This is a genomic window from Desulfovibrio mangrovi (assembly GCF_026230175.1).
Taxonomy (GTDB): domain Bacteria; phylum Desulfobacterota; class Desulfovibrionia; order Desulfovibrionales; family Desulfovibrionaceae; genus Halodesulfovibrio; species Halodesulfovibrio mangrovi.
Window position 1 is genome coordinate 318,050 of sequence record NZ_CP104208.1, and the last position, 23,280, is coordinate 341,329.

The 23,280-nt window shown below is 58.8% G+C and carries 30 protein-coding genes; 1 reads left to right on the forward strand and 29 read right to left on the reverse strand.

Annotated features, from left to right (window positions below; all coding sequences use genetic code 11):
- Window positions 1-82: 82 nt before the first annotated feature.
- The 9 genes from N1030_RS01375 to N1030_RS01415 are packed head-to-tail and all read right to left on the reverse strand — an operon-like array spanning window position 83 to window position 8,802.
- Entirely contained in the window at window positions 83-1,615 is a 1,533-nt protein-coding gene (locus tag N1030_RS01375; RefSeq protein ID WP_265827209.1) for a phage tail protein, read from the reverse strand.
- A gap of 14 nt (window positions 1,616-1,629) precedes the next feature.
- The gene (locus tag N1030_RS01380) at window positions 1,630-2,283 is read right to left on the reverse strand and encodes a phage tail protein I (RefSeq protein WP_265827210.1); all 654 of its coding nucleotides are present in this window, start codon (window positions 2,281-2,283) and stop codon (window positions 1,630-1,632) included.
- On the reverse strand, window positions 2,283-3,380 hold the full coding sequence (locus N1030_RS01385) for a baseplate assembly protein (RefSeq protein ID WP_265827211.1): 1,098 nt from the start codon (window positions 3,378-3,380) through the stop codon (window positions 2,283-2,285). Before N1030_RS01385 ends, N1030_RS01380 begins: the two co-directional genes overlap by 1 nt.
- 3 nt (window positions 3,381-3,383) lie before the next feature.
- Window positions 3,384-3,704: a GPW/gp25 family protein gene (locus tag N1030_RS01390; RefSeq protein WP_265827212.1), complete on the reverse strand. Its 321-nt coding sequence runs from the start codon at window positions 3,702-3,704 to the stop codon at window positions 3,384-3,386.
- Window positions 3,704-4,588, reverse strand: coding sequence for a phage tail protein (locus tag N1030_RS01395; protein WP_265827213.1), 885 nt, complete (start codon window positions 4,586-4,588; stop codon window positions 3,704-3,706). The genes N1030_RS01390 and N1030_RS01395 overlap by 1 nt, the downstream gene beginning before the upstream one ends.
- Complete coding sequence (locus N1030_RS01400; protein WP_265827214.1) at window positions 4,585-5,256, reverse strand: phage baseplate assembly protein V; 672 nt, start codon at window positions 5,254-5,256, stop codon at window positions 4,585-4,587. Before N1030_RS01400 ends, N1030_RS01395 begins: the two co-directional genes overlap by 4 nt.
- Before the next feature lie 9 nt (window positions 5,257-5,265).
- Window positions 5,266-6,288 carry a phage late control D family protein gene (locus N1030_RS01405; protein WP_265827215.1) on the reverse strand — a complete coding sequence of 341 codons (1,023 nt, stop codon included), beginning with the start codon at window positions 6,286-6,288 and terminating at the stop codon, window positions 5,266-5,268.
- Between the two features lie 2 nt (window positions 6,289-6,290).
- Complete coding sequence (locus tag N1030_RS01410) at window positions 6,291-6,494, reverse strand: tail protein X (RefSeq protein WP_265827216.1); 204 nt, start codon at window positions 6,492-6,494, stop codon at window positions 6,291-6,293.
- Window positions 6,487-8,802, reverse strand: a complete 2,316-nt coding sequence (locus N1030_RS01415) for a phage tail tape measure protein (RefSeq protein WP_265827217.1) — start codon at window positions 8,800-8,802, stop codon at window positions 6,487-6,489. The genes N1030_RS01410 and N1030_RS01415 overlap by 8 nt, the downstream gene beginning before the upstream one ends.
- Window positions 8,803-8,869: 67 nt before the next feature.
- Here N1030_RS01415 and N1030_RS01420 point away from each other — a divergent pair, with 67 nt between their 5' ends.
- On the forward strand, window positions 8,870-9,112 hold the full coding sequence (locus N1030_RS01420) for a hypothetical protein (RefSeq protein ID WP_265827218.1): 243 nt from the start codon (window positions 8,870-8,872) through the stop codon (window positions 9,110-9,112).
- Window positions 9,113-9,164: 52 nt separating this feature from the next.
- Here N1030_RS01420 and N1030_RS01425 read toward each other — a convergent pair whose 3' ends face one another.
- The 20 genes from N1030_RS01425 to N1030_RS01520 form a co-directional block, all read right to left on the reverse strand.
- A complete protein-coding gene (locus N1030_RS01425) occupies window positions 9,165-9,503 on the reverse strand; it encodes a phage tail assembly protein (protein ID WP_265827219.1) in 339 nt (112 codons plus the stop codon).
- Window positions 9,504-9,506: 3 nt separating this feature from the next.
- Window positions 9,507-10,031 (reverse strand): phage major tail tube protein, encoded by a 525-nt coding sequence (locus N1030_RS01430; protein ID WP_265827220.1) that lies wholly within the window; start codon window positions 10,029-10,031, stop codon window positions 9,507-9,509.
- A gap of 2 nt (window positions 10,032-10,033) precedes the next feature.
- On the reverse strand, window positions 10,034-11,293 hold the full coding sequence (locus N1030_RS01435) for a phage tail sheath family protein (RefSeq protein ID WP_265827222.1): 1,260 nt from the start codon (window positions 11,291-11,293) through the stop codon (window positions 10,034-10,036).
- A gap of 3 nt (window positions 11,294-11,296) precedes the next feature.
- Window positions 11,297-11,554, reverse strand: a complete 258-nt coding sequence (locus N1030_RS01440; protein WP_265827223.1) for a hypothetical protein — start codon at window positions 11,552-11,554, stop codon at window positions 11,297-11,299.
- Window positions 11,555-12,016, reverse strand: coding sequence for a hypothetical protein (locus N1030_RS01445; RefSeq protein ID WP_265827224.1), 462 nt, complete (start codon window positions 12,014-12,016; stop codon window positions 11,555-11,557).
- Complete coding sequence (locus N1030_RS01450) at window positions 12,013-12,645, reverse strand: phage tail protein (RefSeq protein WP_265827225.1); 633 nt, start codon at window positions 12,643-12,645, stop codon at window positions 12,013-12,015. Before N1030_RS01450 ends, N1030_RS01445 begins: the two co-directional genes overlap by 4 nt.
- Window positions 12,642-12,947, reverse strand: a complete 306-nt coding sequence (locus N1030_RS01455) for a hypothetical protein (protein ID WP_265827226.1) — start codon at window positions 12,945-12,947, stop codon at window positions 12,642-12,644. Before N1030_RS01455 ends, N1030_RS01450 begins: the two co-directional genes overlap by 4 nt.
- On the reverse strand, window positions 12,947-13,507 hold the full coding sequence (locus tag N1030_RS01460; protein WP_265827227.1) for a hypothetical protein: 561 nt from the start codon (window positions 13,505-13,507) through the stop codon (window positions 12,947-12,949). Before N1030_RS01460 ends, N1030_RS01455 begins: the two co-directional genes overlap by 1 nt.
- Entirely contained in the window at window positions 13,507-14,094 is a 588-nt protein-coding gene (locus N1030_RS01465; protein ID WP_265827228.1) for a glycoside hydrolase family 108 protein, read from the reverse strand. Before N1030_RS01465 ends, N1030_RS01460 begins: the two co-directional genes overlap by 1 nt.
- Window positions 14,091-14,393: a hypothetical protein gene (locus tag N1030_RS01470; RefSeq protein WP_265827229.1), complete on the reverse strand. Its 303-nt coding sequence runs from the start codon at window positions 14,391-14,393 to the stop codon at window positions 14,091-14,093. Before N1030_RS01470 ends, N1030_RS01465 begins: the two co-directional genes overlap by 4 nt.
- A 58-nt stretch (window positions 14,394-14,451) precedes the next feature.
- A complete protein-coding gene (locus tag N1030_RS01475) occupies window positions 14,452-14,805 on the reverse strand; it encodes a hypothetical protein (RefSeq protein ID WP_265827230.1) in 354 nt (117 codons plus the stop codon).
- Between the two features lie 10 nt (window positions 14,806-14,815).
- Window positions 14,816-15,847 carry a major capsid protein gene (locus N1030_RS01480; RefSeq protein WP_265827231.1) on the reverse strand — a complete coding sequence of 344 codons (1,032 nt, stop codon included), beginning with the start codon at window positions 15,845-15,847 and terminating at the stop codon, window positions 14,816-14,818.
- A gap of 11 nt (window positions 15,848-15,858) precedes the next feature.
- Complete coding sequence (locus tag N1030_RS01485) at window positions 15,859-16,215, reverse strand: head decoration protein (RefSeq protein ID WP_265827232.1); 357 nt, start codon at window positions 16,213-16,215, stop codon at window positions 15,859-15,861.
- Window positions 16,216-16,218: 3 nt separating this feature from the next.
- On the reverse strand, window positions 16,219-17,535 hold the full coding sequence (locus N1030_RS01490) for a S49 family peptidase (RefSeq protein ID WP_265827233.1): 1,317 nt from the start codon (window positions 17,533-17,535) through the stop codon (window positions 16,219-16,221).
- Window positions 17,528-19,009 carry a phage portal protein gene (locus tag N1030_RS01495; protein ID WP_265827234.1) on the reverse strand — a complete coding sequence of 494 codons (1,482 nt, stop codon included), beginning with the start codon at window positions 19,007-19,009 and terminating at the stop codon, window positions 17,528-17,530. Before N1030_RS01495 ends, N1030_RS01490 begins: the two co-directional genes overlap by 8 nt.
- Entirely contained in the window at window positions 19,002-19,229 is a 228-nt protein-coding gene (locus tag N1030_RS01500; RefSeq protein ID WP_265827235.1) for a hypothetical protein, read from the reverse strand. Before N1030_RS01500 ends, N1030_RS01495 begins: the two co-directional genes overlap by 8 nt.
- Before the next feature lie 102 nt (window positions 19,230-19,331).
- Window positions 19,332-20,219: a hypothetical protein gene (locus N1030_RS01505; protein WP_265827236.1), complete on the reverse strand. Its 888-nt coding sequence runs from the start codon at window positions 20,217-20,219 to the stop codon at window positions 19,332-19,334.
- A 163-nt stretch (window positions 20,220-20,382) separates the two neighbouring features.
- Window positions 20,383-20,595, reverse strand: coding sequence for a helix-turn-helix transcriptional regulator (locus N1030_RS01510; RefSeq protein ID WP_265827237.1), 213 nt, complete (start codon window positions 20,593-20,595; stop codon window positions 20,383-20,385).
- Between the two features lie 34 nt (window positions 20,596-20,629).
- Window positions 20,630-22,456 (reverse strand): terminase gpA endonuclease subunit, encoded by a 1,827-nt coding sequence (locus N1030_RS01515; protein WP_265827238.1) that lies wholly within the window; start codon window positions 22,454-22,456, stop codon window positions 20,630-20,632.
- Between the two features lie 193 nt (window positions 22,457-22,649).
- The gene (locus tag N1030_RS01520) at window positions 22,650-23,237 is read right to left on the reverse strand and encodes a hypothetical protein (protein ID WP_265827239.1); all 588 of its coding nucleotides are present in this window, start codon (window positions 23,235-23,237) and stop codon (window positions 22,650-22,652) included.
- Window positions 23,238-23,280: the final 43 nt, after the last annotated feature.

Genomic DNA, 23,280 nt, shown 5'->3' on the forward strand with positions numbered 1-23,280 from the left:
ATCTCAACGGCATCTGCGGGGATCGGATGTATACCCTCCAGAAGAAAAACTGCTGTACCAACACAAAAATAGCGTCGCATCGTTACCTCCCAAATGCGTAATAGTGCGCTTGCACAGTGATAGACTGCGCAGTGTCTTTGTCCGCAACGAGGGTCATGCCCGACAATCCGACATCGCGAACATTTGTGCCGATAACGGACGACAACGAGGCATCCCATATGTGCCACTCGCCATGTAGCGTCTTATTCGGAAATGGGATGGGGAAGATAATCGCAAGAGAGCTGTCCCCGCTGGTCGGGAATGAAACAGTCCCAATTTGCTCAATGATACCATCCGGGCGTTGCCACGCCCTGTCAGGAACCAGTGTCACCCATTCGCTCCTGTCCACCTTGTTCCCGTTGATCTCAGCGACCAGAGCAGCCAGCGCCAGCATGTCCACTTCTGCGGCATTCGTCGGCACATCGGCCACCTTGATGCAGGGCAGCAGATAGGAGGTCTTGGGGCGGTTTTCGTCTGCGGTGGGGACAACGCGGGAAGCGTCGAAGCTAAAGCCCCTGCTCGGACCTGTTACACCAGCAGCTTCTTGCCCCGAGATGTAGGACGCTCGTATAGCCCCCAAACCTTCGGGGGGGTTGAGTCCTGTAGCGGCTGCGCCTTCCCATTCACCGGTGATATTGCGGATCGCATCTCCGGCCCAGTCCCCAGCGGCCTTGCCCTCAATACCAGCCTGTGCAGCAGCCCAATAGTGCCGATAGCACGGCAGAATGATGTGGGTGTCTGTCAGAGCATAGCGACCGCAGGAGCCTTCATTCGCTGCTGCTGCAGCATCCCAAGCTTCTTCGGTCGCAAGATAGCCGCCATCGTTCAGCACTCGCGCCACGAGCTGCGGGTAAACGGTGCGCAAAAACTTCTGCTTCACGTTCACGGCCACCGAGCCGGGATCCGGCTTGCCGGTACTCGGGAAGTGCAGGGTGCCCACGGGCATTCCGCCCACACTGCCCCACGCAAGGGAGCCGTCCTGTTGCCTGATGAGCACCTGCCCCGGTTCGCCGCCTGCAGGTATCGTCTGGTGCGGGTCGTCCGTATCCTCAATGTGGTTTGCAAGAGCCTGAAAGGCTGCACCGTGAGCGGTGGGGCTATCGTTATGCGTTTCCATGGCCCGATCCACGAACTCTCGCGTGGCTGTGACAACGGACGGATCGATGGACAGCTTGATGGTGGAAGCGTTGCTGATCGTCAGTACGGCGCGAATGCACAGCTCCTTGCCCACGCCGCTGTCCAGCAGGGGTTTGTAGGTGGCAGGGTAGCCACCGATGGCGAAAAGGTCGCCATCGGCATCATACATGCCAATCTCGCGCACGGTGAAGCCGCCCACGTCCTGTGGCACAACCACTTCCACCACGGTCCAGCTGGGGTTCTGGGCATGGATGTAAATGGAATTCACAGGGCGCTTGTGCACCTCATGCACCAGCGCTGTCATGGCCTCGCTGGGCACAATGTCGCTGCCGTTGCCGTCGCCCAGCGCGAACTCGGCAATCTGCACAGGCGTGCCGTTCTGTGCCGCGGCAAGCTTGGCTTTCCCTTTCTCAGTCAGAATGGTGTAGTAATTGGGCACGGGTTCCTCCGTGGCTACAAGGGGTTAATGTAGGAAATTTCTGCGCTCTGATAGCCGACGCCAAAGCGGATGTCGGCAGGGGGGGCATCCGGCGCTACAGGCTCCCACGGGTACACGGTCACAAGCTCGCCGCCGGAGATCTGCGCACCCGCGTATGGGGAGCCGAATCCGGTCAGGAACACGGTTATGCCGTCCGGATGCTGGCTGTGGCGTTTGGTGGCCGCCACAACCGTGTCGATCTGATCATAGAGCGGCTGGTCGAGCCCCTGATCCGTCACCTCCACTTCTACGCGGAAGGTGCCGGGCGCACCGCCGTATTCAAACCACTGGCGCACCGTGCCATTGCCGTAGAGCGTGGCAAGCGCATCTTCCACGCAATAGACGGTGCCGTGGTGCATGCGCCAGATCAGCGCCTTGCGGATGAGATCGCGCTTCTTGGCAACAGGCAGAGTGTCCGTCCAGAACAGGACGCGGAATTGCTTTGCCAGCAGCGAGAGCATAGGCTCCTGCAGCACGTCCACGCGGGAGAGGATGGCAGGCACGGGAATGTCTGCAATGATGCGGACGCATTCCATGTCGACGGCTTCTGCACATGCGAGCAGTGTGGGATCCTTGTCGATGGAATCCGGCAGCAGCTGGACAAGGCGTATTTCGCGGACATTTGCCATTATGCTGCCTCCAGTCCGCCAAAGGCGATAACCGGCGCTCCGTCAGGAACAGCCAGCGCCTGCTCGGACACCACGGCAAAAACGGGTTGGGTCAGCTCCACGCGCTTGGCTCCGGCGGCGCGGATGCGGTAGATGAGCTCGCTGGGATTCACGTCCCGCCCCAGCTTGGCGCGCTGCCATGCAATGAAGTCATCAACGGCCTTGGCAACGGCTTCTTCCGTCTGGGCCTGTGTGACAGGATCGTCCGCGTACCAGACAACAGAGATGGTATAGGGCTGTTCCACAGGCGCGGCCACCGTTACGCGGTCGCCCATGGGGCGGTGCTTCCTGTCGGTGAGAATGGTCTCTACAAGCGTCAGCACCTCGGCACCCGGCAGCAGGCCTCCGCGCATGAGCGGGTAGACCTCGATCTCGCAGGGTGCAGGGGAGAGCACCGCCACATCGAGGATGTCCCTGTGTGCTGTCATGGCCCAATACCTGTATGCATCGGCAGGACCGGCAGAGGAAAAGCGGCCCGGTGCCAGCAGAATGCGCTCGCGCAGATGCTCGTCATCTTCCGCGTCTGCTCCGCCCATGCTGGTGGTTGTATTGCTCACGCCCGTTACGCCGGATATCGGATCGGTCAGCCGGGCAATCTGGCCTGCCGTGAAGCCGTTGCCCTTGGTGCCGGTAACGGTGCAGGTTGCGGCCACGTCCATGCTGGTTGTTCCGGCAGGCACGGCGGCATCCGCATCGGTGGCAAAGAGCAGCGTGCCGTCCGGTGTAGCGCGGGTTCCGGCGGGGATGACAATGCCGCCTGCATCGGGATCCACGGCAAAGCGCAGGGTAACCCCTGCTGCTTCCGGAGGCAGGCGGTGCGTATCCACAAAGGCACCGAGGCCTTCCAAATAGGGGCCTTCCGCATACTGCACCAGATTCATGCGGGCAGAGTGGTCCTGCTCCTGCCGCAACAGGGCGTGCTCCATGGCGACGGATTCCATGAACAGGCGCTCCGGCGCTCCGGGATAGAGCTTGGTGCCGGTAATGGCCTCGTAGTTGCCAATTATCCGTGCTTCAATGGCTGTGGGGTCGGTTTCAACAAATTGAAGCTTTGTCATAAGCTAGGCTCCCTGAATGCTGATGGTCACAAGGGGATACAAGCGTCCTTCCACGGCATCGTCCGGCTTGTCGGCAAAGGATACGGATACCACCTGCAGGCGGGGTTCCTGTGCCTGCAGCTCGGCGATGATCTCGCCGGTGTATTCGGCCATGGCCTCCGGCAGGGGCCTGTCCAGAAAGCGCATGCGCACGCCGAAGGTGCGGTCAAGCGGCACGGTGCCCTTGGTTGTGCCAAGGATGTTGCGGGCGTTCTGCAGAATTTCCGCAACGCCGGTGGCTCCTATGATCTGGCGGGTGGTTTTGCGCATATCGATGAGGAACATCAGCAATACTCCTTCAGGCTTACGGACAGGTCTGCCGCCATGAGAACACCCTTGGGGCCGTGTGTCCGTTCGGCGACATCCACATCAACCAGTACAAAGGTGCCGAGGTTGCGCCCGCCGATAACAAGCGGATAGGCCTTGCCGGATTCCTGCACGGACTCCATCGCTGCAATACGCTGGGCAGGGGCGGAGAACGCGGACACAAGGCGGATGCGAAAGCTCACTTCCCACAGCGACACGCCTTGGAACTGCAGCTTGGGCTTGGCGTTCTGCACCGCATGCTCGGCAAAGCGGGCGCTGCGCTTGCGGGAAAGGTCGTGCAGGGTATGCACCGTCTCGCGGGAAACGGTGAAGGCGACAGGACCGAAGCTGCCGATGTTCCCGCCCGTGGCCTTGGGGGTATCCTCCGTGGTGCGGGTGGGCCCCTCCGGAACAGGCAGCGCGGGCGGCGTTGTCTGTGTCGTGTTGTCCTCCAGCACGTCGGTCATGTCTTCGGCAATGGCCGTTTCGGTCTTGTCCGCAGCAATGCCGCGTGCAATGCAGTCTGCCAGCACGCCGCGCAACTCATCATCCTGCCAGAGCGACCAGCCAGCAGGGCCTATGCCGTCGGCATACCGGCTCCTCAGTGCGAGCTGCACTGCCCGTTCCGCAGTTGTGCCGCTGCCCGGCGCAGCCGCCTTCAGCAGTCCGGCCACCTCGGAGGCATCGCCGGAAAGGGCGCTATATTCGCGGTCCATCATGCGTGCGAAGGCGTCCAGCCCAACCGCCTGCAGGGAGGTGTTCTTCTCGCTGGCAATGGACTCGCACACGCTGAGAACGCCGGAGCGGCATCGCCCGTTCGCAAATAGTTCGTTGATCATTCTGGAGCGCAATATGCTGCTCATTTCGGTTTCCCCGTCTCGCCGCAGGTCGGGCAAACATGGGTGTGGTTCACCAGCGAAATGCCGCTGGCCACAACATCATTCTGCGGGTTGGTGTAGTTGCCGGCCTTATGTTCCATGTCTCCGTTCAGCTGCCATGTGTTGGGCGCATCCGCGCTGCCTGCAGTCATGGGGCCGAGGTAATTGATCTGCCCACCCTGCACGGTAACCACCGGCGCTTGCAGACGCACATGGGTTCCGGAACTGGCAGAAATGTCTCCCGTGGCCGTTATCTCCACAGCCCCCTTCACCGAGGCGGTGAGCTTGTGGAGCTTGCGGTCATATTCGATCACGGTGCCGTCTGCGAAGGTCCAGTGCGCCTTGTCACGGGTGCCGACCGGGGGCAGATCCGTGGCGGAATAGAACGACCCCAGCACAAAGCCCTGCTCCTGCCCGTATGGCAGGAACAGACAGAGCACATGCTCGCCCACATCGGGCAGCACGGAGTTCTTGTCCTTGTGCGTCTTGCGCTGGATCACGCGCAGGTCATAGGTCTGCATGTTGTCGGCATCGGGCAGAGTTACGCGGCAGGTGCCTGCCGCATCGTTCACGCTGGCAACCGTGCCCACGCGCACCAGCTGGCGAAGTATGGCCTCCAGTCCGCCGAGCCGTTCCAGATATTCCTGCAGCATCATTCCCCCTTACCAGTCCATGGTCCGGCGAACGGAAAGCGCGGTGGAGTAGCCGCTGTCGTCCACGGTGTGCCGCGACTGCTCTATGAAATATTTCCCATCCAGCCAGCCGAAGCCGGAAAGGCCGCAGACAGACCCGCCGATGAAGCGAGGGTTGCCCATGGTTTCGATATCGCCGCTCGTCTCCAGCTTGTTCTTGCGGCGCAGCTCGGTCTTTGCGCGTGCTTCAGCCGCGGCAAGGCTCTCCACGCGGTCGGAGATCTTGAGGGTTTGTCCGGACTCCGGCGCATCGGGCGGCGTGTAGGTGTATTCCCGCGTCACGTTGGCGGCGGCATCATGATAGGTGACCGTGCAGGCGCTGTAGATGTCCGCAAGGCTGTCGCGCAGGCGCAGGCGCTTCAGCTCACCGCCGGTGCGCGAGATAGTCCCGGCTGCAGGTTTGGCGTCCTGCGTCTTTTCATCCATCATCACCAGCTGACCGGAGTAGACCTTGAAGGCCTTGCCGTGTGACTTGGCAAGCCGCGTAAGCAGGGCCGCGTCCGACTCTTCACGCTGATCCAGACGGGCGAGGGAAACATCGTTGCCGCCAAAGCGGTGATTGAAGCCCTGTGCACCGGCAATCTCCGAAAGCACACGGGAAAGGGTGGTGGCCTCCCATGCCTTGGTTTTCTTCTCGCGGCGCAGGGAACTGCTCACCATGCTGGAGATGCCCTTGAGGGAGAGCTTGTCGCCGCCTTCGCCATATTCATATTCCAGCTCGTCGACTTCGAAGGTGCCGCAACGCAGCCGGGTGTTGTCGCCTTCCCGCTGCCAATTCTCCACAATGAGCGTGGCCTCCAGCTTGTCGCCTTTGTTCAACTTCCACGAACCACGAAACAGGCCGTCCCTGTCCTCAAGGCGTAGCTCTATGCTGTCCGCCTGTGAGGATTGCGCATTGTCTTCCCACGTGGCGGATTCGAGATAGGGCGCAAGGGCGGCGCTCACGTTCTTTCCCCGGCAGAGGATCTCGAATCGGGCGGTGCGGGTGCGCATGCCTAGTCCTCCCACGGTGCTTTGACCGTTGTGGTAACAGCGGGCAGATCCGGCACGGTGAGCCGCTCGCCGCCCTCAAAGAATGCCGTGCCGCGATACTGCGGGTTGGCGTCCGTCAGGCGCTCGAACAGGCGCTCATCTCCCCAGAGGGTACGGGCAATGGAATCCAGCGATTCACCGGACTGGCAGATATAGGTGCTAGGCAAGAGACACTCTCCGCTGTTTTCTGAAGTAGTTGTCGATAAGGCGCTCCACGGTGGCCTCCAGCTCCCGTTTGCCGGAATCCAACGCGGCCTTCACGGTTCCTGCGTCGCCGCTGGCAATGGTGAACTCCTGCTGGATGGAGATGGTGACAGGCGCGTTGGCGGAAAGGGCGGTGGGCGCCTGGTTTATGGCAGCCTCCATGCCGGGCATGGGGTCAAGCTCCGGCACATCCGGCAGGGAATCTCCCATGCGCGGGGCGGCAACCTTGGCTGAAGGCGCAGCCGTTTTGCCATCGCCGGAGAAGAACCCGATCACGTCGCCGATGACGGGCATACCCTTGATGTAATCGCCCACCTTCCCGAGGCCTTCCCATATCCAGTCGATAAGCTTGCGGAACGGTTCCCAGCTCTCGTACAGCGCGGAGCCAAGCTCCCACAGCGTCATGATGGCCATGATCGCCGCGCCGATGGGGTTTGCCATAAAGGCCCCCTTGATGGCCGCGCCTACCATACGGATCCCGCCGGAAAGGAGGGTGGACCCCATGGCCGCATTGCGCTGGGCGGAGCCCATGATGCGGGAGGTGATCGCCGCCCGGCGCTGGGCAAAACTGAGCGCGGTCGTGCTGACCGTTGCGGACCTCTGGCGCATGCCCAGCACCATGGTGGCGCGGTTTGCCATCTGGATCCCGTCGCCAAAGAAAGTGGCCGCATAGCGTCCTGCAAAGCTGGCAACCTTGAAGGCCATCATGCCCATGACAACGGAGCCGATGACTGCTGTCAGGGTTTCATGCTCTGCCACAAAGTCCGCAAGCGGGATAAGGGTGGCATTAAGCAACTGGACACCTTGGTTGAGCACCGGCAGCAGCGTTGATCCCACAGTGGAGCCAAGTATGGTGAGGTTGTTTGTCAGGGATTTCCACTGTGTGGAGGAGGCCTTGAGGTGGCGGTCCATACGGGCATCCATGATCCCGCGAGAATTGTCCCGCACATCCTTGAGGGCTGCGGGCAGGTCCTTGAGTGATTCCAGCAGGGGAGCGATGCCCTTGCGGCCTTCATCGCCAAAGACCTCCTGCAGGGCCTGCGCACGGGCATCCGTATCCATGCCGCCCAGCGCTTCATCCACCTGCTTCAGGGTGGCAAGCATGTCGAGTTCGCCGTTCTTGGTCCGGACGATCTCAATGCCCCACTTCTGCTGGGCCTTTCCCAACTGGCGAAGCACAGCGTTAAAGGCGGTACCGGCGCTGCTGCCCTTCACCCCTGCGGTGTTGAGCTGACCAAGCAGAGTAAGACCCTGCTCAAGGTTCACCTTGTAGGAGGCGAAGCCGGATGCGGCTTCATTCAGAGACTCACCCAACTGGCTGAAGTCACGAAACTGAAATTTGAGCTGGGTCTTTGTGAGCAGGTCGCCAATGCGCTGCATATTCTCATCTGCGGTGCCGCCCAGCGACTTGCCAAGGTTGTTGTATGCGGTGGCAATGACTTCGCCCACGCCCTCGGCGCTGCCATTGGTGATCTTGGCTACCTTGGCAACAACGGTGGAGCCGATGCGGGCGGTGGACGCATCCAGCCCTGCAGAGTTCAGGGCATACTGAATATCGTACGCACCCGTCAGGTCGACAATGCCGGTGCGGGCAAGGCCGCGAGCGTGCTTCTGTGCCTCCATCATGGCGGCCTGTTTGTTGTCCGCGTTCAGGGCGTCCTCAAGGCGGATCTGGGAGTCCTCTTCCCGCGATCCAAGGACCATGGGGGCTGCCATGGTTGCACCCATGGCGGCCACATCCATGACGCCGCCACGCAGCTCTGCCCGCTTGTCAGCATACCCTTTGCTTTTTGCCATGCTGGCGGCAAATCGATCATACTTGGCGCGGGACTTGTCGAGAGCATCACCAAGCCTGCCATACTCGCTACGCAGGCTTTTGACGGAGAAGCCCTGCCGGTCCATTTCGACAAGGTTGCTGCGGAAGGCGCGACGGTTCCTGTCCACATCCCGTGACAGGGAACCGATGCGCTTTTCCGTGGAGGCAATCCGGTGGGCAAGAAAACCGTGAACACCGCCGGAGCGTTCCGCCTCCGCATTCAGGCTTTCCAGCTCGCGTTCTGCGGCAGACAGGGCCTTGCGCGAATTGACAAGCTTGCCGCGCATGGTTTCAAAGGACTGCCCGAGCTTCAGCGGAGCCTGACTTTCGAGCTTGGCAACCGTATTGCCCATGCGCTTGAGTCCGCGCTCTGCTCGGGTAAGGTTGCTATCAAAGCCGCCCATAAGGGTGGTTCCGATAGCAAAGGAAAGTCCTATGGTTTTAATGTCTGCCATATTGCCTCTATTGACTGTACCTGCATGGCGACCTACTGTAATAGCGTATCAACTATTGGAGATCGCCATGCAGGACGAGCCGCTTCACGCGTTCATCAAGTTTGTGTTCAAGATCAGCCTGACCGCATGTATCGGGCTTGAGATCCTTGGTGGCCGTTTGTCGGATGCAGAGGGATCGCCCGTGGCAATCGGGCTAGTCTTCGGCATGCTGCTGGGCTATCCCATCTTCCGGTTTATCGCCTCCCCGCTGGTGGAATGCGTTGACCGTCTTCCGGACCGGTTCCGTAGCTGGATCAATCAGACCCCCTGATCCGGCGGCAGGGCTTCCAGCCACGCACTGAACTCCCGCGCCTTCAGGCTCCCTATTTCTTTCCGCCCCCATCCGGAGCGCTTTCCGAAGACAAGCACTGCTTTTCGCAGGTCTCTTCCTCGTGAGGGGCGGAACGCGCCAAAAAACGGTATGCCTCCTGCAACTTGGTGTAGTCAGCATGTCGCATGTGCATAAGGTCGGCCAAGGGCACATCGCACAGGTGGCCTAAGGTGCAGACTTCCAGCCGGGCTGCAGTGGACATGTCTCCTGCAAGCTCTGCGGCATCCAGCATATCCTCCACCAGCGGCTCACGCATGGTGAGCTCGAGCACTTCCTTTTCCTTCACCACGAGCGGCGAACCCAGAATGATGACCTTGGTACGTACTTCCATCTGCTAGCCCTCCATGCCGATGTCGGAGCGGACAGCGGCGAGATAGTCGGTTCCGTTTACCTTGAAGACCATGGCGAACTTGTCCACTTCCAGAATGTCTTCTCCGTCCAGCGTCAGCTTCAGGTAATCCGCGTCCAGTTCCACTTCGCAATCCTGTGCCTTGGCGGTTTCCAGCTTGCCGAGGCTGTGCTTTTTGACCATGCCGCCGATGACAATTTTCTGCGGAGCGGTGACAAGGTCGCCGCCCTTGTCCATGGCGCGGGACTGCACCGAGGCGCGGAGATCCAGCTGCTGCCGAACGGGAGCGAGCAGGGAAGCGGTCTGACGGGTAACAGAGCGGAATTTCAGCTTTACGCCGAGAGCCTTGGTGTGGCCGATAACCGGGGATTCCAGCTCACCGGCAATGCCAGCGCCGGAGATGGTGTCCGTCATGAACTCCACGCTGGGCAGCTCCACGTCGACAATCCCGAGGCAGACCTTGCTGGCACTGTAGACACTGAAGGCAATGACTTTTTCAGGAGTATTCATGCCTAGCCTCCGAACAGGGTACTGAAGTTGTTGGGATCGAACTCGAGAATATTCTCGATCTGCCGTGCCGGTACGGGCGGGGTCATCCACGTGTGGAAGCGCACGATGCCGTCCATGAGGTCGGTGACGGGGTTCTCATCCTGCAGGAACTTCATCTCACCGCCGAGGATGATCTCCATCTGCCGGAATCCGTTCAGGCGGATGTTCTCGCTGTCCACGATGGTTTCAATGAACCTGCGGGTGACAGGGCCATCCAGCTTCTGGAAGTAGGTGAGCACAAAGGTGTTGCCGTGCCAGTTGAAGAACCGGCGCACGGGGATGAAGGCATCCTTGGGATCGGTATTGGAAGGGTAACAGCCCGTGCGGTTGCCGAAGGCCTTCCAGCCGCCGTCAAAGTTCAGCGGCACAATCACGCCCTGTCCGTTCAGATACTCCGCCTGGTCGAGGCCAAGACGGACCGGCTTGCCGTTGGCCACGGCGGAATCGATCATGAGCCTGCGGTTGGAGGGCGAGACATAGGGAATGTCGCCATACTCGGCATCGGTCTGGGCGATGAGTCCGGCCACGTGCGTGGACATGTGGTACACATCGTCGCCAAGCTTCACCTTGGGCCAGCACACGATCATGTGCTCGTCGGTGTAGTTGTTGGTTTCCTTCCAGCTGGGTACGTCCGTGTACTTGGTGCACGTGGTGTCCGGCACGTCCACCACGGCCATGCACTTGAACAGGCCGTTGATGCTTGCAGCCTTGGCAGCCATCACCACGCCCACGGCGGGATCGTGAGAGAAGCCCGGTGCGCAGATCAGGCCGGGGATAATGCGGAAGGTGGGGAAGATGTCGGCAATGAGCTCAAGGCCGGTGCGGGCGTTGGTGGCAACATCGATGCCGCCCACAATATCCTCGCTGGTAACCTTGGTCACATCCGGAGTCTCGTCCACGGCCTTGTGCGTGGCCGGGTCGAACACGTTGATGAAGACCACCGGGGCCATGTTGTAGAGCCCGTAGTGGCTCTTGGCGAACTCGCACAGGGAGAAGCTGCCGAGGGCCTCAAGTGCTGTCTGCGCGGCCTCGTCGGTTCCGGCGAAGGCGGCAGCAAACTCGCCATAAGTATAGCAGAGCACGGGCTCATTGATGGGCTTTGCTCCCGACATGGTGTGCACCGGAGCCGTGCCGATAACCACAGGAATGCCTGCGGAGATACGGCGCGGCGGCACAATGCCGGTGGGCTTTTCGCTGTAGGAAACGCGGTGTCTGTAAGACATGGCTTACCCCTTTTCAGCAACGCGGCGGGCGCAGTGTGCCAGCGCGGAGGTTGCGTTTTTCAGTTCCTTGCGGGCGGCACCTACATCTGCGGCAGGCACGAACAATGCCGCATAGTCAGGATCCGCAGTCAGTTCCTTTTCCAGATGGCGGGGCACGCCGCCTTTAAAGATAGTCCCGTGCACAACATGGCGGGCTCCCCGCAGGGTCGGACCGATGTACATTACAGGGCCGCTTGCGGTCGGGGTTTTATCCTTTGCCATTTAAGCCTCCATAACGGGGTCAGAGGGTAGGGTTCTTCGCCACTGAGTGCTGATGGTGGCGAGGTGGTAACGTTCCTGCTGGCGCTCAGGATCGGGCTTTGCCGAGGCAAGCGGCAGAACCATCTCCCACTTGCTCAAGCGACGCTGTTCCAGAAGCAGGCGGCGCAGCCTGCCCACGAGCACGGCAATCCATGTCTCTGCGCTCTCAAGCCCTTCCGGACAGAATACGCCGAGCAAAATGTCCACGGTTTCGGTGCTGCCGTCTTCGGCGTCTTCGCCTTTCTGCCAGCGCAGCACGGCGCAGGGGAAAGCCTTGCGGTCCTCGGTCGTGCGCGGGATGGCCCCGAGAAAAATGCGGGCCGGAGCCAGTTCGCCTGCCACGCTTTCAGGCGAGGGCAGCGGCACGGTTGCCAGCGCCTGTTGCAGAAAGACTTCCAGTTCACTGAGTAGTTCCAGAATCATCGCAAGCCCGCCTTTTCGATGAGGTATCGAGCTTCATGCTCTATGGCCTTGCCGAAGCGTTTCATGGCCTGCTCCTGAAGTTCGTGGACATTGTCATCTTGGCGCAGGGCGGCAAGGTGTCCGGGGCCGTAGAGCAGGCAGATGGGATAGCGTTGATCAGCATGTACCCGACGCACGACTTCAGCGTTTCCCGTGGAGGGGGAGTTGAGCACAAACGCGTGCCGCACTCCCTTGCGCCCGCCATCGTTACGCACCTTGACGGTCACGCCCTTATGGCGCTTGCCCTTGGGGCCCTTGGGGGCGCTGATGAAGGGAGCACGGGGGTACGCGCCATAACGCATGAGCGGTACGGAGATCGGTCCCTTTGCGGTGAGCGAGCCGCGTAAATAGCTTTTTGACGCCTTGATGATGGCAAGCTTGTCGCGCAGATCTCGCGCCGGAACGGCATAGGTGGAGCGGATCAGCCGCACCACATCCGTGCGCATGCCATCCAACGTCTTGTTCACGGCCCGCATGGCCACGGTCTTATAGCCGTCCTTGATGTGCTTGAGGGTCTGTTCAACAACACGCATCTGGCGGTCGATACGGTCTCTGTCGATCAGCACAAGCGTCTGGCTGGTCTTGCTCATGCCAGATCCCTCCAGAGGCGCAGAACGAGCAGGCCGTCCTCTTCGTCGGTCGGGCCCATGATCCAGTCCTCGCCGTTGAACTCCACCTGACGGCCTACGGGCGGCAGCGCCACAGCCCCTTCCGCAAAGCGCAGGGTGGCGGTCTCAACAAACACGGCTTGCCGGTCGTCGTAGCTGCCCGATTCTTTGGAGACATCCACGATGGCAATGATGGAAGCACCGCAGAGGGTGATCTCTTCGCCGAACTCGTCGGTGCTCGTCATCATGGCAAGGTCGGCCTGCATCTGGTCACGGAGAGACATCACATGCCTCCCGTTTTTCCTGCGTTACGCCCGGTACCCGACATCTGCTCAATGGCGCTGTTCTTCCGGTAGCTGCCGAGGGAGGATCCGAGGTAGTAATTGAGCACTGCAGCAAATCCAGAAGACAGAGCTCCCAGCAAGAGAAGAGCAGCCTCGCTTACTTCTTCCTTTTTCATACCCAGCACAACGTACAGCATGATGAAAAATCCTACTGTCACAACAAGACTTACAAGCGCTGGTGGAACTGATCCCATCCAGCTACCTGCCTGAGTCATCAGCACTTCGCGGCTTCGGGCGTCCTTGGTGTTCTCCAGTTCAGCCTGCAGCTGCACGCGCTGCCATTCGATCAGAACGGTCTGGTGCTGCAGCTCCAGCTCCTTCAGTTTGATGACTGCCTGCGGGTCTGCCTTGATGGCGGCGGCAACAGAATCCTCATCAGCCTCGCAGCCAAAGGCTTCAGCAATGAGTGACAGCCCCTTGCCGACAATGCCGCCGACAGGTCCGCCGACGACGGTGCCGAGGATAGGGGCGGCGCTTGCGATAGTTTTGAGCCAGTCCATCACATCCTCCAGATTTCTTCGGTCAGGGCATGTACGCGGTTCGTCCAGCCGGGCAGAAACGTCTGCATGGGCTGGCGACCGGCTTCGTTCTTGCGCTGGGCCAGCGAGGTCATGAGCTTTATCCGCGCCCAGTTGATGCCGTTGACCAGCAGCAGGGGGCCCTGCGGGGGCAATGCATGACGGTACAGTTCCGCACGGGAGGCGGGACCGAAGATGCCGTCCTCTTCAAGCGTGGAACCGCACAGGTTGAGAGCACGTTGCAGGAAGCGAAAGGCAGGGCGCGGACCGGAATTGACTGCGGCGTCAAACACGGCAATGGAAACGGCAGGCGGGAAATCATCGAGCGAGAGCCCATTCCAGAAGCGGTCCGCAAACAGATCGCGGGCCTGTTCCATGGTGAGCGCCCTAATGTCGGCGGCATCCACATCTCCGTCTCCGTCGATGTCCGCGATAGAGATCTCAAGCCCCTTCAGCCAGCGCAGGCTGACACCATGATTGGTGGCCCCGCCGGGGTCTTCGGGGTGATCCACGAACCCGCCTTCCCAGCGGAGCGTGAAATCAAGAGCCAGTTTCAATGCGGGTGTCATCGGGCATATCCTCCTCGGGCATTCAGGATTTCTGCCTGCTTTTCTTTATCTATGGGCAGGAAGATGATGATCTGTCTGAGCATCTCGAACTGTATCGAGGCTTTCTTTTCGAGGTCTTCGATCTTCTGACCGAGCATGCGGTCGCATACGGTGTCGGTCTGGTGACGCTGGCCGCATTCGGAATGGCGAACAAACTGGCGGTTGTTGTTGATGGTCATCACCACAACGGTAACGACAATGGACAACAGGGAGATCAGCCCTCCCAGCAAAGACAGCTCCAGCCCCGTGTACTCGTGCATGCGTTTCTCCTAGCGCCGCCTGTTTGAGATGGCGGGGTCGGTTTCCCGACCCCGTCGGTTACTTTCCGGTGCCGGTCAGATCGGCAATGTCCACGCCTGCGGCCTTGCAGCGCTCTTCCAGTGCGGATGCATAGGCCTTTGCCTGGTCGAGCTTGGCTGTGCAGTCTTCCTGCAACGCAGCCAGCTCACCGCGTAGGTCCGCCACGGTCTGTTCCAGCTGGGCAATCTGACCAGCTGCACCGCTATCAGCAGGAGCGGTCACGAGAGGCTCAACAGCGAGCCCGTCCCTGATAAGGATAAGGGCCGTATCTTCAGGCATGGAGACAATATCTCCCGGCTTGCCATCCTTGCCGCCACGGCCAAGGGAGCACTTGAGCTGCACATCCATTTTGACGATTTTCTTAGCTGCCATGATGTGCCTCCTAAATGACCTTGGCGAAGAAGAAGTAGCTCATGTCGGCCACGGGCAGGGGGCGGCTTTCCTCGATGACGGCGAGCTGGCTCGGATCCTCTTCGATGACCGTTTTCACGAACTTCTCCACGGGGCCGATATTGCGAAGGTCTGCAGGCAGGCCGAACTCGACGGAGCAGGGAGCGCCGGTGCAGCCCATGAGGATGTAGTCGGGCGGGAAGAGTTCACGGGTGTTGCCGTGCACGTCTTCAAAACTGCCGCCGTAGACATAGTGGTCCACGTTGCCGACGTTCCCCTTGTAGAGCTTGCCGATGGCGTTGTGCATGGTGCCGCTTTCAATGCGGCGGTTGTCCAGTTCGTCTTTTACGGTGGGATTCTTGCGGTAATGCTTGTAGGCATTGGTGCCATGTACAACCACATCGGGACGCATGCCGCAGGCGTTCTGCACGATGGTGGAGAACTCCTCGAGCTGCTCGTTGGGATCGGAAGTAAGATCCGTCCAGAGATCTGCGCCCGTGAGGACGGTCACATGGTCGGCAGGCATGCCGAAGTCCACTTCGTAGTCCACGCCGTCATCATCGTGCGCAACGACCTTGCCGGTGCGGGCGACTTCGGAGCACATGAACTCGATGGTGAGCTCGAGGGAGTCGCCGAGAATATCAATATCGCTGACGATGGCGGACTTAACACGGCCTTCCACATCGCCCATGCCCTGCTTAAGCTCCACGGGTTCGCCGGGGGCAGTCACATACAGCAGGTCATTGGCTCCGGAGGGACGCTTTGCGCGGAACCGGGCAGAGGGAACAATCTTCAGTGCACGCTTGGTGCCTTCGATGGTAACGGCACCGGCACGTTCGCCCACCATGGGCAGCACCTTGAGAGGATAGCTCACGTTGCGCAGGTCGATATCACGCGTCAGGTGGGTGTTACGCTTGCCGAAGAACAGCGTCTGCAGCAGACGCGGAACAGGCTTGCGCTTGATGGCGATTGCAGTCAGCGTGCGAGGGCTGAACAGCAGGTCGAGTGCATTGATGTCAGGCATACGATTCTCCCTTAACGGACGTAGATGCCACGACCGGCCATGGCCCAGACAGCATCGCTGATCTGGTCGGCGGTTGCGGCACCCCACGGAATGGCGTTTTTATGGAACTCGCCGTGCACGTAACCGTCGCTCTTGGCATCGCCAGCAGCGAGCACGGTCTTGGTTTCGGCGAGCAGGGCTGCAATGACTTCGCTGCCGTCACTGGCTGCGGGATCCCATGCCTTGAACTTGCGGGTGGCGGTAACGCGCCCGAGAGGCGTTCCGCGCTGCAGCGTGACTTCCGCGCCGGTGGACGCAAGCGTCACCTGATAGGTGATCACGTCATGCCCGGCCAGAAGTGTGGAGCTGGTGATTTCTGCGGTAACCATGAGCTACACCTCCATTGCGGCCAGCTCGGACACCAGAGCGGCTTCAAGCTGTGCGGGGGTAAGGGCCTTGTGCGAGGCTTGGGTGCTAACAGGCTTCATGCTTTCCGAGCTGGTCAGAGCAGAAAGCAGGCGCTTGCTCATATCGGGATCATCCTTGCCGTTCTTCTCTTCGGCGGTACCGGCAGCCCCTGCTGCGGATGCCAGCATGGGAGCAACGGTGATGATCTGCTCGCAGCTGAGGTTGGCAGCCTTGAGCTTGCGCATGCTTTCTACCTGCTGGGTGAAACCGGCGGCTTCCAGCATGGCGCAGGCGGCGTTGAAGGCGGCGTCCTGCGTTTCGGGGGAGGGAGCGGGGCCAGCAGGCGCGGAGAGCTCAGTGCCCTTGCCGCCCCCCGGCTTGTCCTGTGCCGTGCCTCCTGCCTGAGCGAGAAGCTGGGCGTGGAGCTCGGGGTGCTCCGTCTTCAGCTTCTCCAGAGTGAGGTCTTTCAGGTCCATGGTGTTCTCCGTGAAGGCCATTGTGGCCGTAGAGGAAAGTTGTGCGAGGACATGCGCAAGCGCATTGTCCCGGTCTCTGACAATGGTGGAGACAAGGCCGAGGGAATGGGCTTTGTCGCCGTGGAATATCTGACCGTCCGCCCACTCGGTGGCGCGAGCCGGGTCAAGGCCCATGCAGCGTTCGCAAATAGAAAGGAACGCCGCGTAGCCCTGATTAATGCGGGATTGGAAATAGTTGCGGTCCCTATCACTGAGGGGATTGTCGGGATTTCCGGCCACCTTGAATGAACCGGCGTGCAGATAGGTGTAGTTGCAGCCTTCTTTCTCGTTCCATTTGCTCCAGTCGGTGTGCACCCACAGCACCCCCACACTGCCCAGACTTGCCATGCGGGGCGCAAGGATGCTGCCCGTGGCACTGGCAATGCAGTAGGCGGCGCTGCACATGAGGCCGTCTGCATAGGCGTGCATGGGCTTTTGCCCCTGAACGGAATGCAGCCAGTCCGTCAGCTCAAAGAGGCCGGACTCGGTTCCTCCGGGCGAATTCACGTCCAGCAAGATTGCCTTGACCGATCTGTCCGCGAGAGCTGCACGCACTTTCTCACGGATCTGCTCGTAGCCGGTGGTCCACCAGCCGCCATATTGCGTGAGCGCACCACGGATGCGGATGAGCGCAACGCCGTCCTGCACGTCGTAAGGAGGCTTGCTCGGCTCTTCGCGCTGACCAAAGAGAAACATGCCGGAAGAAGGCTGGCGCATGTCGGCCACGAGCTGCGGCAGAAAATCGGGGGCGAGGTAAAGCAGTTTACTGGCGAGCAGTTCATGCATTGGCGTTTGCTCCTTGTGGGCTTTGGGCGGCGGTCTTCAGCAATAGGGAATCTTCCAGTTCGCGCTGGGCCCAGACATCTTCCCAATCCTCGCCGCGTTCCGCGATGGCATCGGCATGCGTGGTCAGGCGGTTTTCCAGTGCCTTGGCAACGCCGAGCACTTCCTTCACCGGATCCACGTATCCGCGAGCGGGGCCGAGCCATTTGGAGTTGGTCCATGCGTGGTAGGCTTCATAGAATCCGGGGGCATGCTTGGGCAGGCGTACATAGCCGCGCAGAACAGCTTCCTCCTGCACCATGGCCCATATGATGCGGCACAGGTGGTTCACCATCCACGTGCGGTAGAGCATAAACACGCGCCACGCTTCGAGCAGGGCGGCGCGGGTGGAGGAGTAGTTGCTTTTGGAAAAGTCCTTGGCGAGCACCTCGTAAGGCATGCCCATGGAGGCTGCAGCGGCACGGAGCACCAGCTCGGTAAAGGGCACGAAGTTGTTGCCGGGGCGGCTCGGTTCGAGGATGTGAGGACGTTCGCCGGGGTTGCCGTACATGATCTGTCCGGGGCGAATCTGCTGATGGTAGATATCGTCGCGGGACTGTGCATTTTGTCGGATGATTCCCTGCGCGTCCTCGGTTTCGATGAACACAGGAATGCTGGCGGTGATGATCTGCGCCATGAGTTCGTAATCAAGGGAGTCGTCCAGATGGCGGAACAGCTTCATGCCTGCAGCAAGGGGCGATATGCCCCGAACCTGCTCCACCTCTTCAACGCGGAAGAGGTGGAGCACACAGGGGCGGTGGGCGACGAAGGCGGGCTTGCAGACAAAATGTGCGGAGCTGAGATGATCCGTGCCGTGCGTCCAGTCCTGCAACAGTCCTGCAGGCGGATCAGCTATCCAGTAACGCGAGGGAGCACCCCATTCGTTGAACTCGATGCCCTCGCGGATCCGGTGATCGGATTCACGATCCAGAGGGGTACGTAGACGACCGGGGTGCGTATCCTGAATTGCCAGCGAGAACTTGCGCCCCTCATCGGGGAGCATGACGGGCAGGTACAGCAATTCGCCGTGGATGAGCACACAGCGAAGGCCGAGGAAGCACAGATCGTCAAAGGAGAGCTTCCCGCTGGGGTGCGCTTCCATCTGCCACATCTGCCACGCGAATTCCTGCTGGCGGGCGACTTCGCGGGCTTCTTCCGCAGAGATGCCCAGCCGTTCGGCTAAGGGCTTGGCCTGTGGCTTGAGGCCGGTACCGACCACGTTCACAGTCATGGAGTCGATGACGGAACGCGGAGCCCAGTCGTTTGCAGCGAGATCTTCAGCGCGGAGCTGGATGGTATCCCGTTCGTAACGGGAAGAAGATGCAGGCGTGCGGTGGGTGTGCCAGCCGCCGAGGCGACCGGAATGCGAACCAGCCATGCGGCGCACATGGGGATGGCGGCGGTTTACACCACGCTGAGTGCGCAAGATGCTAGCCACGGCGGGTAACCCCCTGCACAAAAACAGGGCCGACAGGGGTGCCGTCGATCTTGTTGAGCTCGCGCTCCAGATAGGAAAGCGTCTTCCGGATGTCAGCTACATCGGAACGAGTGGGGGTTCTGCCCGCTATGCTGTACGACTTGCCGGAAGCACAGATGAGAAGAGCGGCTTTCCATTCTCGAAGCTGTGCTGTCAGTTCGTCTCGTGTCCAAATAGTCATGCCCCGAAGGGTATACCCTACGGGGCATTATGTCGTGGACGTGGTGGAGACTAAAGACACTCATATTGATGATTTCTTGAGTTCAACTCTGTCACGATATGTCTATGTTTTTGAATATTCTTGGATGGTTTTGACGTTTTTTATTCTATAAAGATTGCAGTTATTAAACTCACATTCCTCACATTTTATTGATGGAGGGTGAATTGTATAGTATTCATTTTCGTTCTTTACAATTTGGTCTTGAAAGTTTTGTGTTGTTATTGGTTTGATTTCTCCACATAGCATTTTCATATTTTCAATTTCTTGCTGTGTGAAGTGGATTTGATTTCCGTATTGAATATGACTTCCTTTTACTGATACAACGATGGTGCTGTTTCTGTTGATTATTTGAGGTGAGATGGAGGCTGTTCCAGTTTTTGTATTGTTCTCCGGTAGCATGTTGTTGAATTTAATTACACCTGTTTCTTTTTGTAAACATTTTGTTCTATATTTTTGATTTAACACTATTTTATGAGATACTGTGTGTTGTAGTTTGCTGTCTTTGGTTGGCTTGTTTACTAAAAAACATCTGTATTCAATATCTAAAAGCATTGATTGTGAGTAGTTTTTATATCGTATGTACCATCGTTTTGTTTGTGGATTATAAACAATAGTGTTTAGTATTGATATTGAATTTCCGCTCCACATTAGCTTTACAAGTATAGAACCAAATATTAAAGAGTTAGATGCTGTTCCGATTATGGAGTGTATCGCTATTAGGGTTTTTCCTAGAGCGCCATTTGGTTGAATTTCTCCAAAATAAAGCGTGTTGTATATTGAAATTGAAAAAATAAAAGCATCTAAGAAATCGCTCGTAGATAGTAAGCTAAGTGATTTGTATATTAATGCAAGTGTTATATTGAATAGTGCTATCGACAATATGTATATACATATTATTTTACTTAGAGAGTTGTTTCCAATAGTGTTTGAAATTGAATCATTGTTTGTCATAGATGCCTCGTGTGCTTCGGTTGGCGTTGTGTGATATATGAATATAGTGCTGTTGGCAATAGCTTTACTTATATTTGTATGAGTGGTGTGATTGGTATATATGTCTTTGTTGGGAATGGTTTTGTTTATTTTTGTTTATATGCTGGTGTCTAGTGATCTTTTGCTATTTTCCTTGAATGATTATAGATATATCCTTCTCCCACACCCACACCCCTCTGACCTTCCCATACCTCACCGCAGGCAACTTCCCTTCATTGATCAAATTATAGAAATGGCTCTTTGAGCAGCCCAACATTTCGCAAGCCTGCTTCCAATTCAAGCGACGGCCTTTGTTGCCTTTGGGGTCACGGTATTCTTTCGTAGCTGTGGCTTCCATGGCTCTCTCCTTATGATTCCTCTCTGAACATTTCCTATCCAAACCAAGCAGGGCGGCTTCCCATCCCTGCTTGGGGCATTGGGGTGGGGCGAGGGGCCGCGCTAATGCCGCCCTGATTCATGTTTGCAAAACGGGACTGCAGCTTCTTTCCGTTATTCTTCGGTTTGCTGCGCCTCGCAATATCCAGCTCCCATGCGGCAGCGAGGCAGAGCACCTCGCAATCCCAGAAGTGGTTCGCTTTGCCTGATGGGCAGAGCCACGCCTTGGCATCATTATCCCAATACTCCGTAGTCATTTCATCAAAGTATGCTTTGGGCATGGCTTTTTCCGCGTGCAGCCAGAAGGTGCCGGGGTCTCCGGGCTGCACTTCCAGTTTGGCGGCAAGGGTGTCCTTGAATACGTTGGTATCCAAGCGTCCAAGCTTGAGGCCACCGGGGATTGGCTTCTTGGATTGGGGGAAGTAGTCGATCTGTGAGTAGGCAACGGGCGCTGCCTGATGCTGCTTGCCCTGCGTTGCCAGCACGCGAGCTCGATGCTTGCGGGCGAAGTTGTAGACCTCTGTGGTGCGGTGCCCCATGGCGTCGATCAGGAGGCGTTCAACAGCGTACTCGTTGTCTTGACCATCTCTGAAAGTTTGATGGAGCAGAAGTTTCTCCACCGCTTCCAGCGAGGGCAGGCTGCCACACTGCACAAGCCAGCTTTCCTGTTCGGTGCCCCAGCCGAATGCCCGGACCACATAGCGGAAGTATCCCTTCTGGGTGTCCACGCCCGCAAGCAGGGTGGCGACTCGTGATATGCCGTCTTCCAACGGGCTCGGAACTGCCCCGCGTGGTCGATCATCGCAATGCTGGCGCAGGCCTGCTTCGGTGCGCTGTTCTTCGTAGTCGTACCATGGTTCGGCCTTTCGTTTGTTCATGAAGTCCTTCATCTTGGACTTCCATTCCGGCTTACCAAGCGCTTTGGCCTGCATGAACTCCACAAAGTCCGCGGCGATTTCCGACATCCCCACAAAACGCGATATCCATGCCGGAACATGAAAGCCGACAGAGCGCGGTCTATGTGTTTTCAGATGGGCAAAGAGCTCAAGGCCGGTGCCTCGAGCCTTCCAGTATCCACGTTTCACCGCCTCATTGCGGGTTTGATCGGTCCAGCAACTGCCGCAATGCTCGCAGACATAGGTGGCCTGATTGCGGGCTTTTAGCTCTTCGGGATTGGCTCTTGTGCCGCCTTCCCAGTGGATGCGGTCGAATTGCATGAGCTGTTCGCCGCCGCAATCCGGACAGCGCACCCAATAGTCGAACTTGGCCTGCGCTTTCTGGAAGTTTCTCCAGATGGGGCTTTCCGCATCAGACGGCGACGATATTTTCCAGATTTTCCGGCGGCGGGCAAAGGTGGTGGTGCGGGCCTCGGCAAGGTCTTCTGAGCTGGCTTCCTTTTTGGGATTCTGGAACTTGTCCAGCTCATCAAGCACGAGATAGCAGATAGGTTTGTTGGCAAGCCGTGTCGCAGATCCTGACCACGCCATGTAGACCGGCATGTTGGAGAGATTGACGCGAATGGCGCTGCGATCTTCTCCCTTGCCCGTGAAGAGCTCACGCAGGCGCGGCGATTCTTCGAACATGGGGATGATGCGGTCGGTGCAGTTTTCGCGGGCGGTCGTTTCGTCGGGGAAGACATAGAGCGTGGGGCCGGGCCGACGGTCTGCCGCGTAGCCTATGCAGTTGTGCACGGCTTCCGATCCGCCGGACTGTGGCACCTTGCATTGCACTATCTCTTCAACGCCAGGGAAGAAGCTCGCATCCATGATGCCTGTCAGGTAGGGCGTAATGTCGTTGTGCCAGCGACCCGGAATGGCGCTCATGTGCAGAATGCGATGCCGGGCCGACCATTCGCTGACTGGTACGGGTTTCCGGTGTCGCAGTGCGGCACGCTCGCCACGAGAGAAGCGGAAGGAATAGGCAAGCCGCCCGCCCGCCTTGCTGGCGTGCCGGAGAAGGCGAAGGCGGACCTTCTCCGGCAGCCAGTGTGGCAGGGCAGAAGTGATACGAAGGCGGCTAGGCTTCCGCTCCGTCTTCTGCGTTCGGGATGTCGGGTTCTTCAGCATCGTTTATGAATTCCACTTCGATTTCCATCTCCCGCGAGTATTCATGCAGGGCGGTATCGATAATCGATTCAAGCATGTTGATCAGCGTGTGTGAGTGGTTGGGATTTCCTTCCACGACGTTGATCAGTTCCAGTACTTGTACTTCGATAGCGGATTTCAAGCCTGTTTCAAGAGCCACGCCGCGTGTGGACAGTTCCATTTCCACATCCTCTCGCGGGATGAGCTTGCCTTCTTCGCGCAGACGCTTGATCTGCTCGCGCTTTGCCTGCTCTTCAATGCGTTTGATCTCGGCCTCCTGCTTACGTCGAGCGAGGTCTTCTGCACTGTTGGCCTGCTTATCCGGTGTGGTGATGAAGGGCAGCGTGCGGGCGTAGGCGTCCACGTCTGATTGCAAAAAGCCGTTCTCCCGTTTGCGCAGCCTGCCGGACTTTATGTCCGCATAGAGTTTGCTCTTGGCGATTTTGCGTTGCTGAGAAGTCAGGTGCTCTATGACCTGGGCGGTGCTGGAGAAGGTTGTAGTATTCTGTTGCTGTGCCATGCGGCCTCCCGTTTGGGAGGAGGATACAAAATAGCCCCTGCGC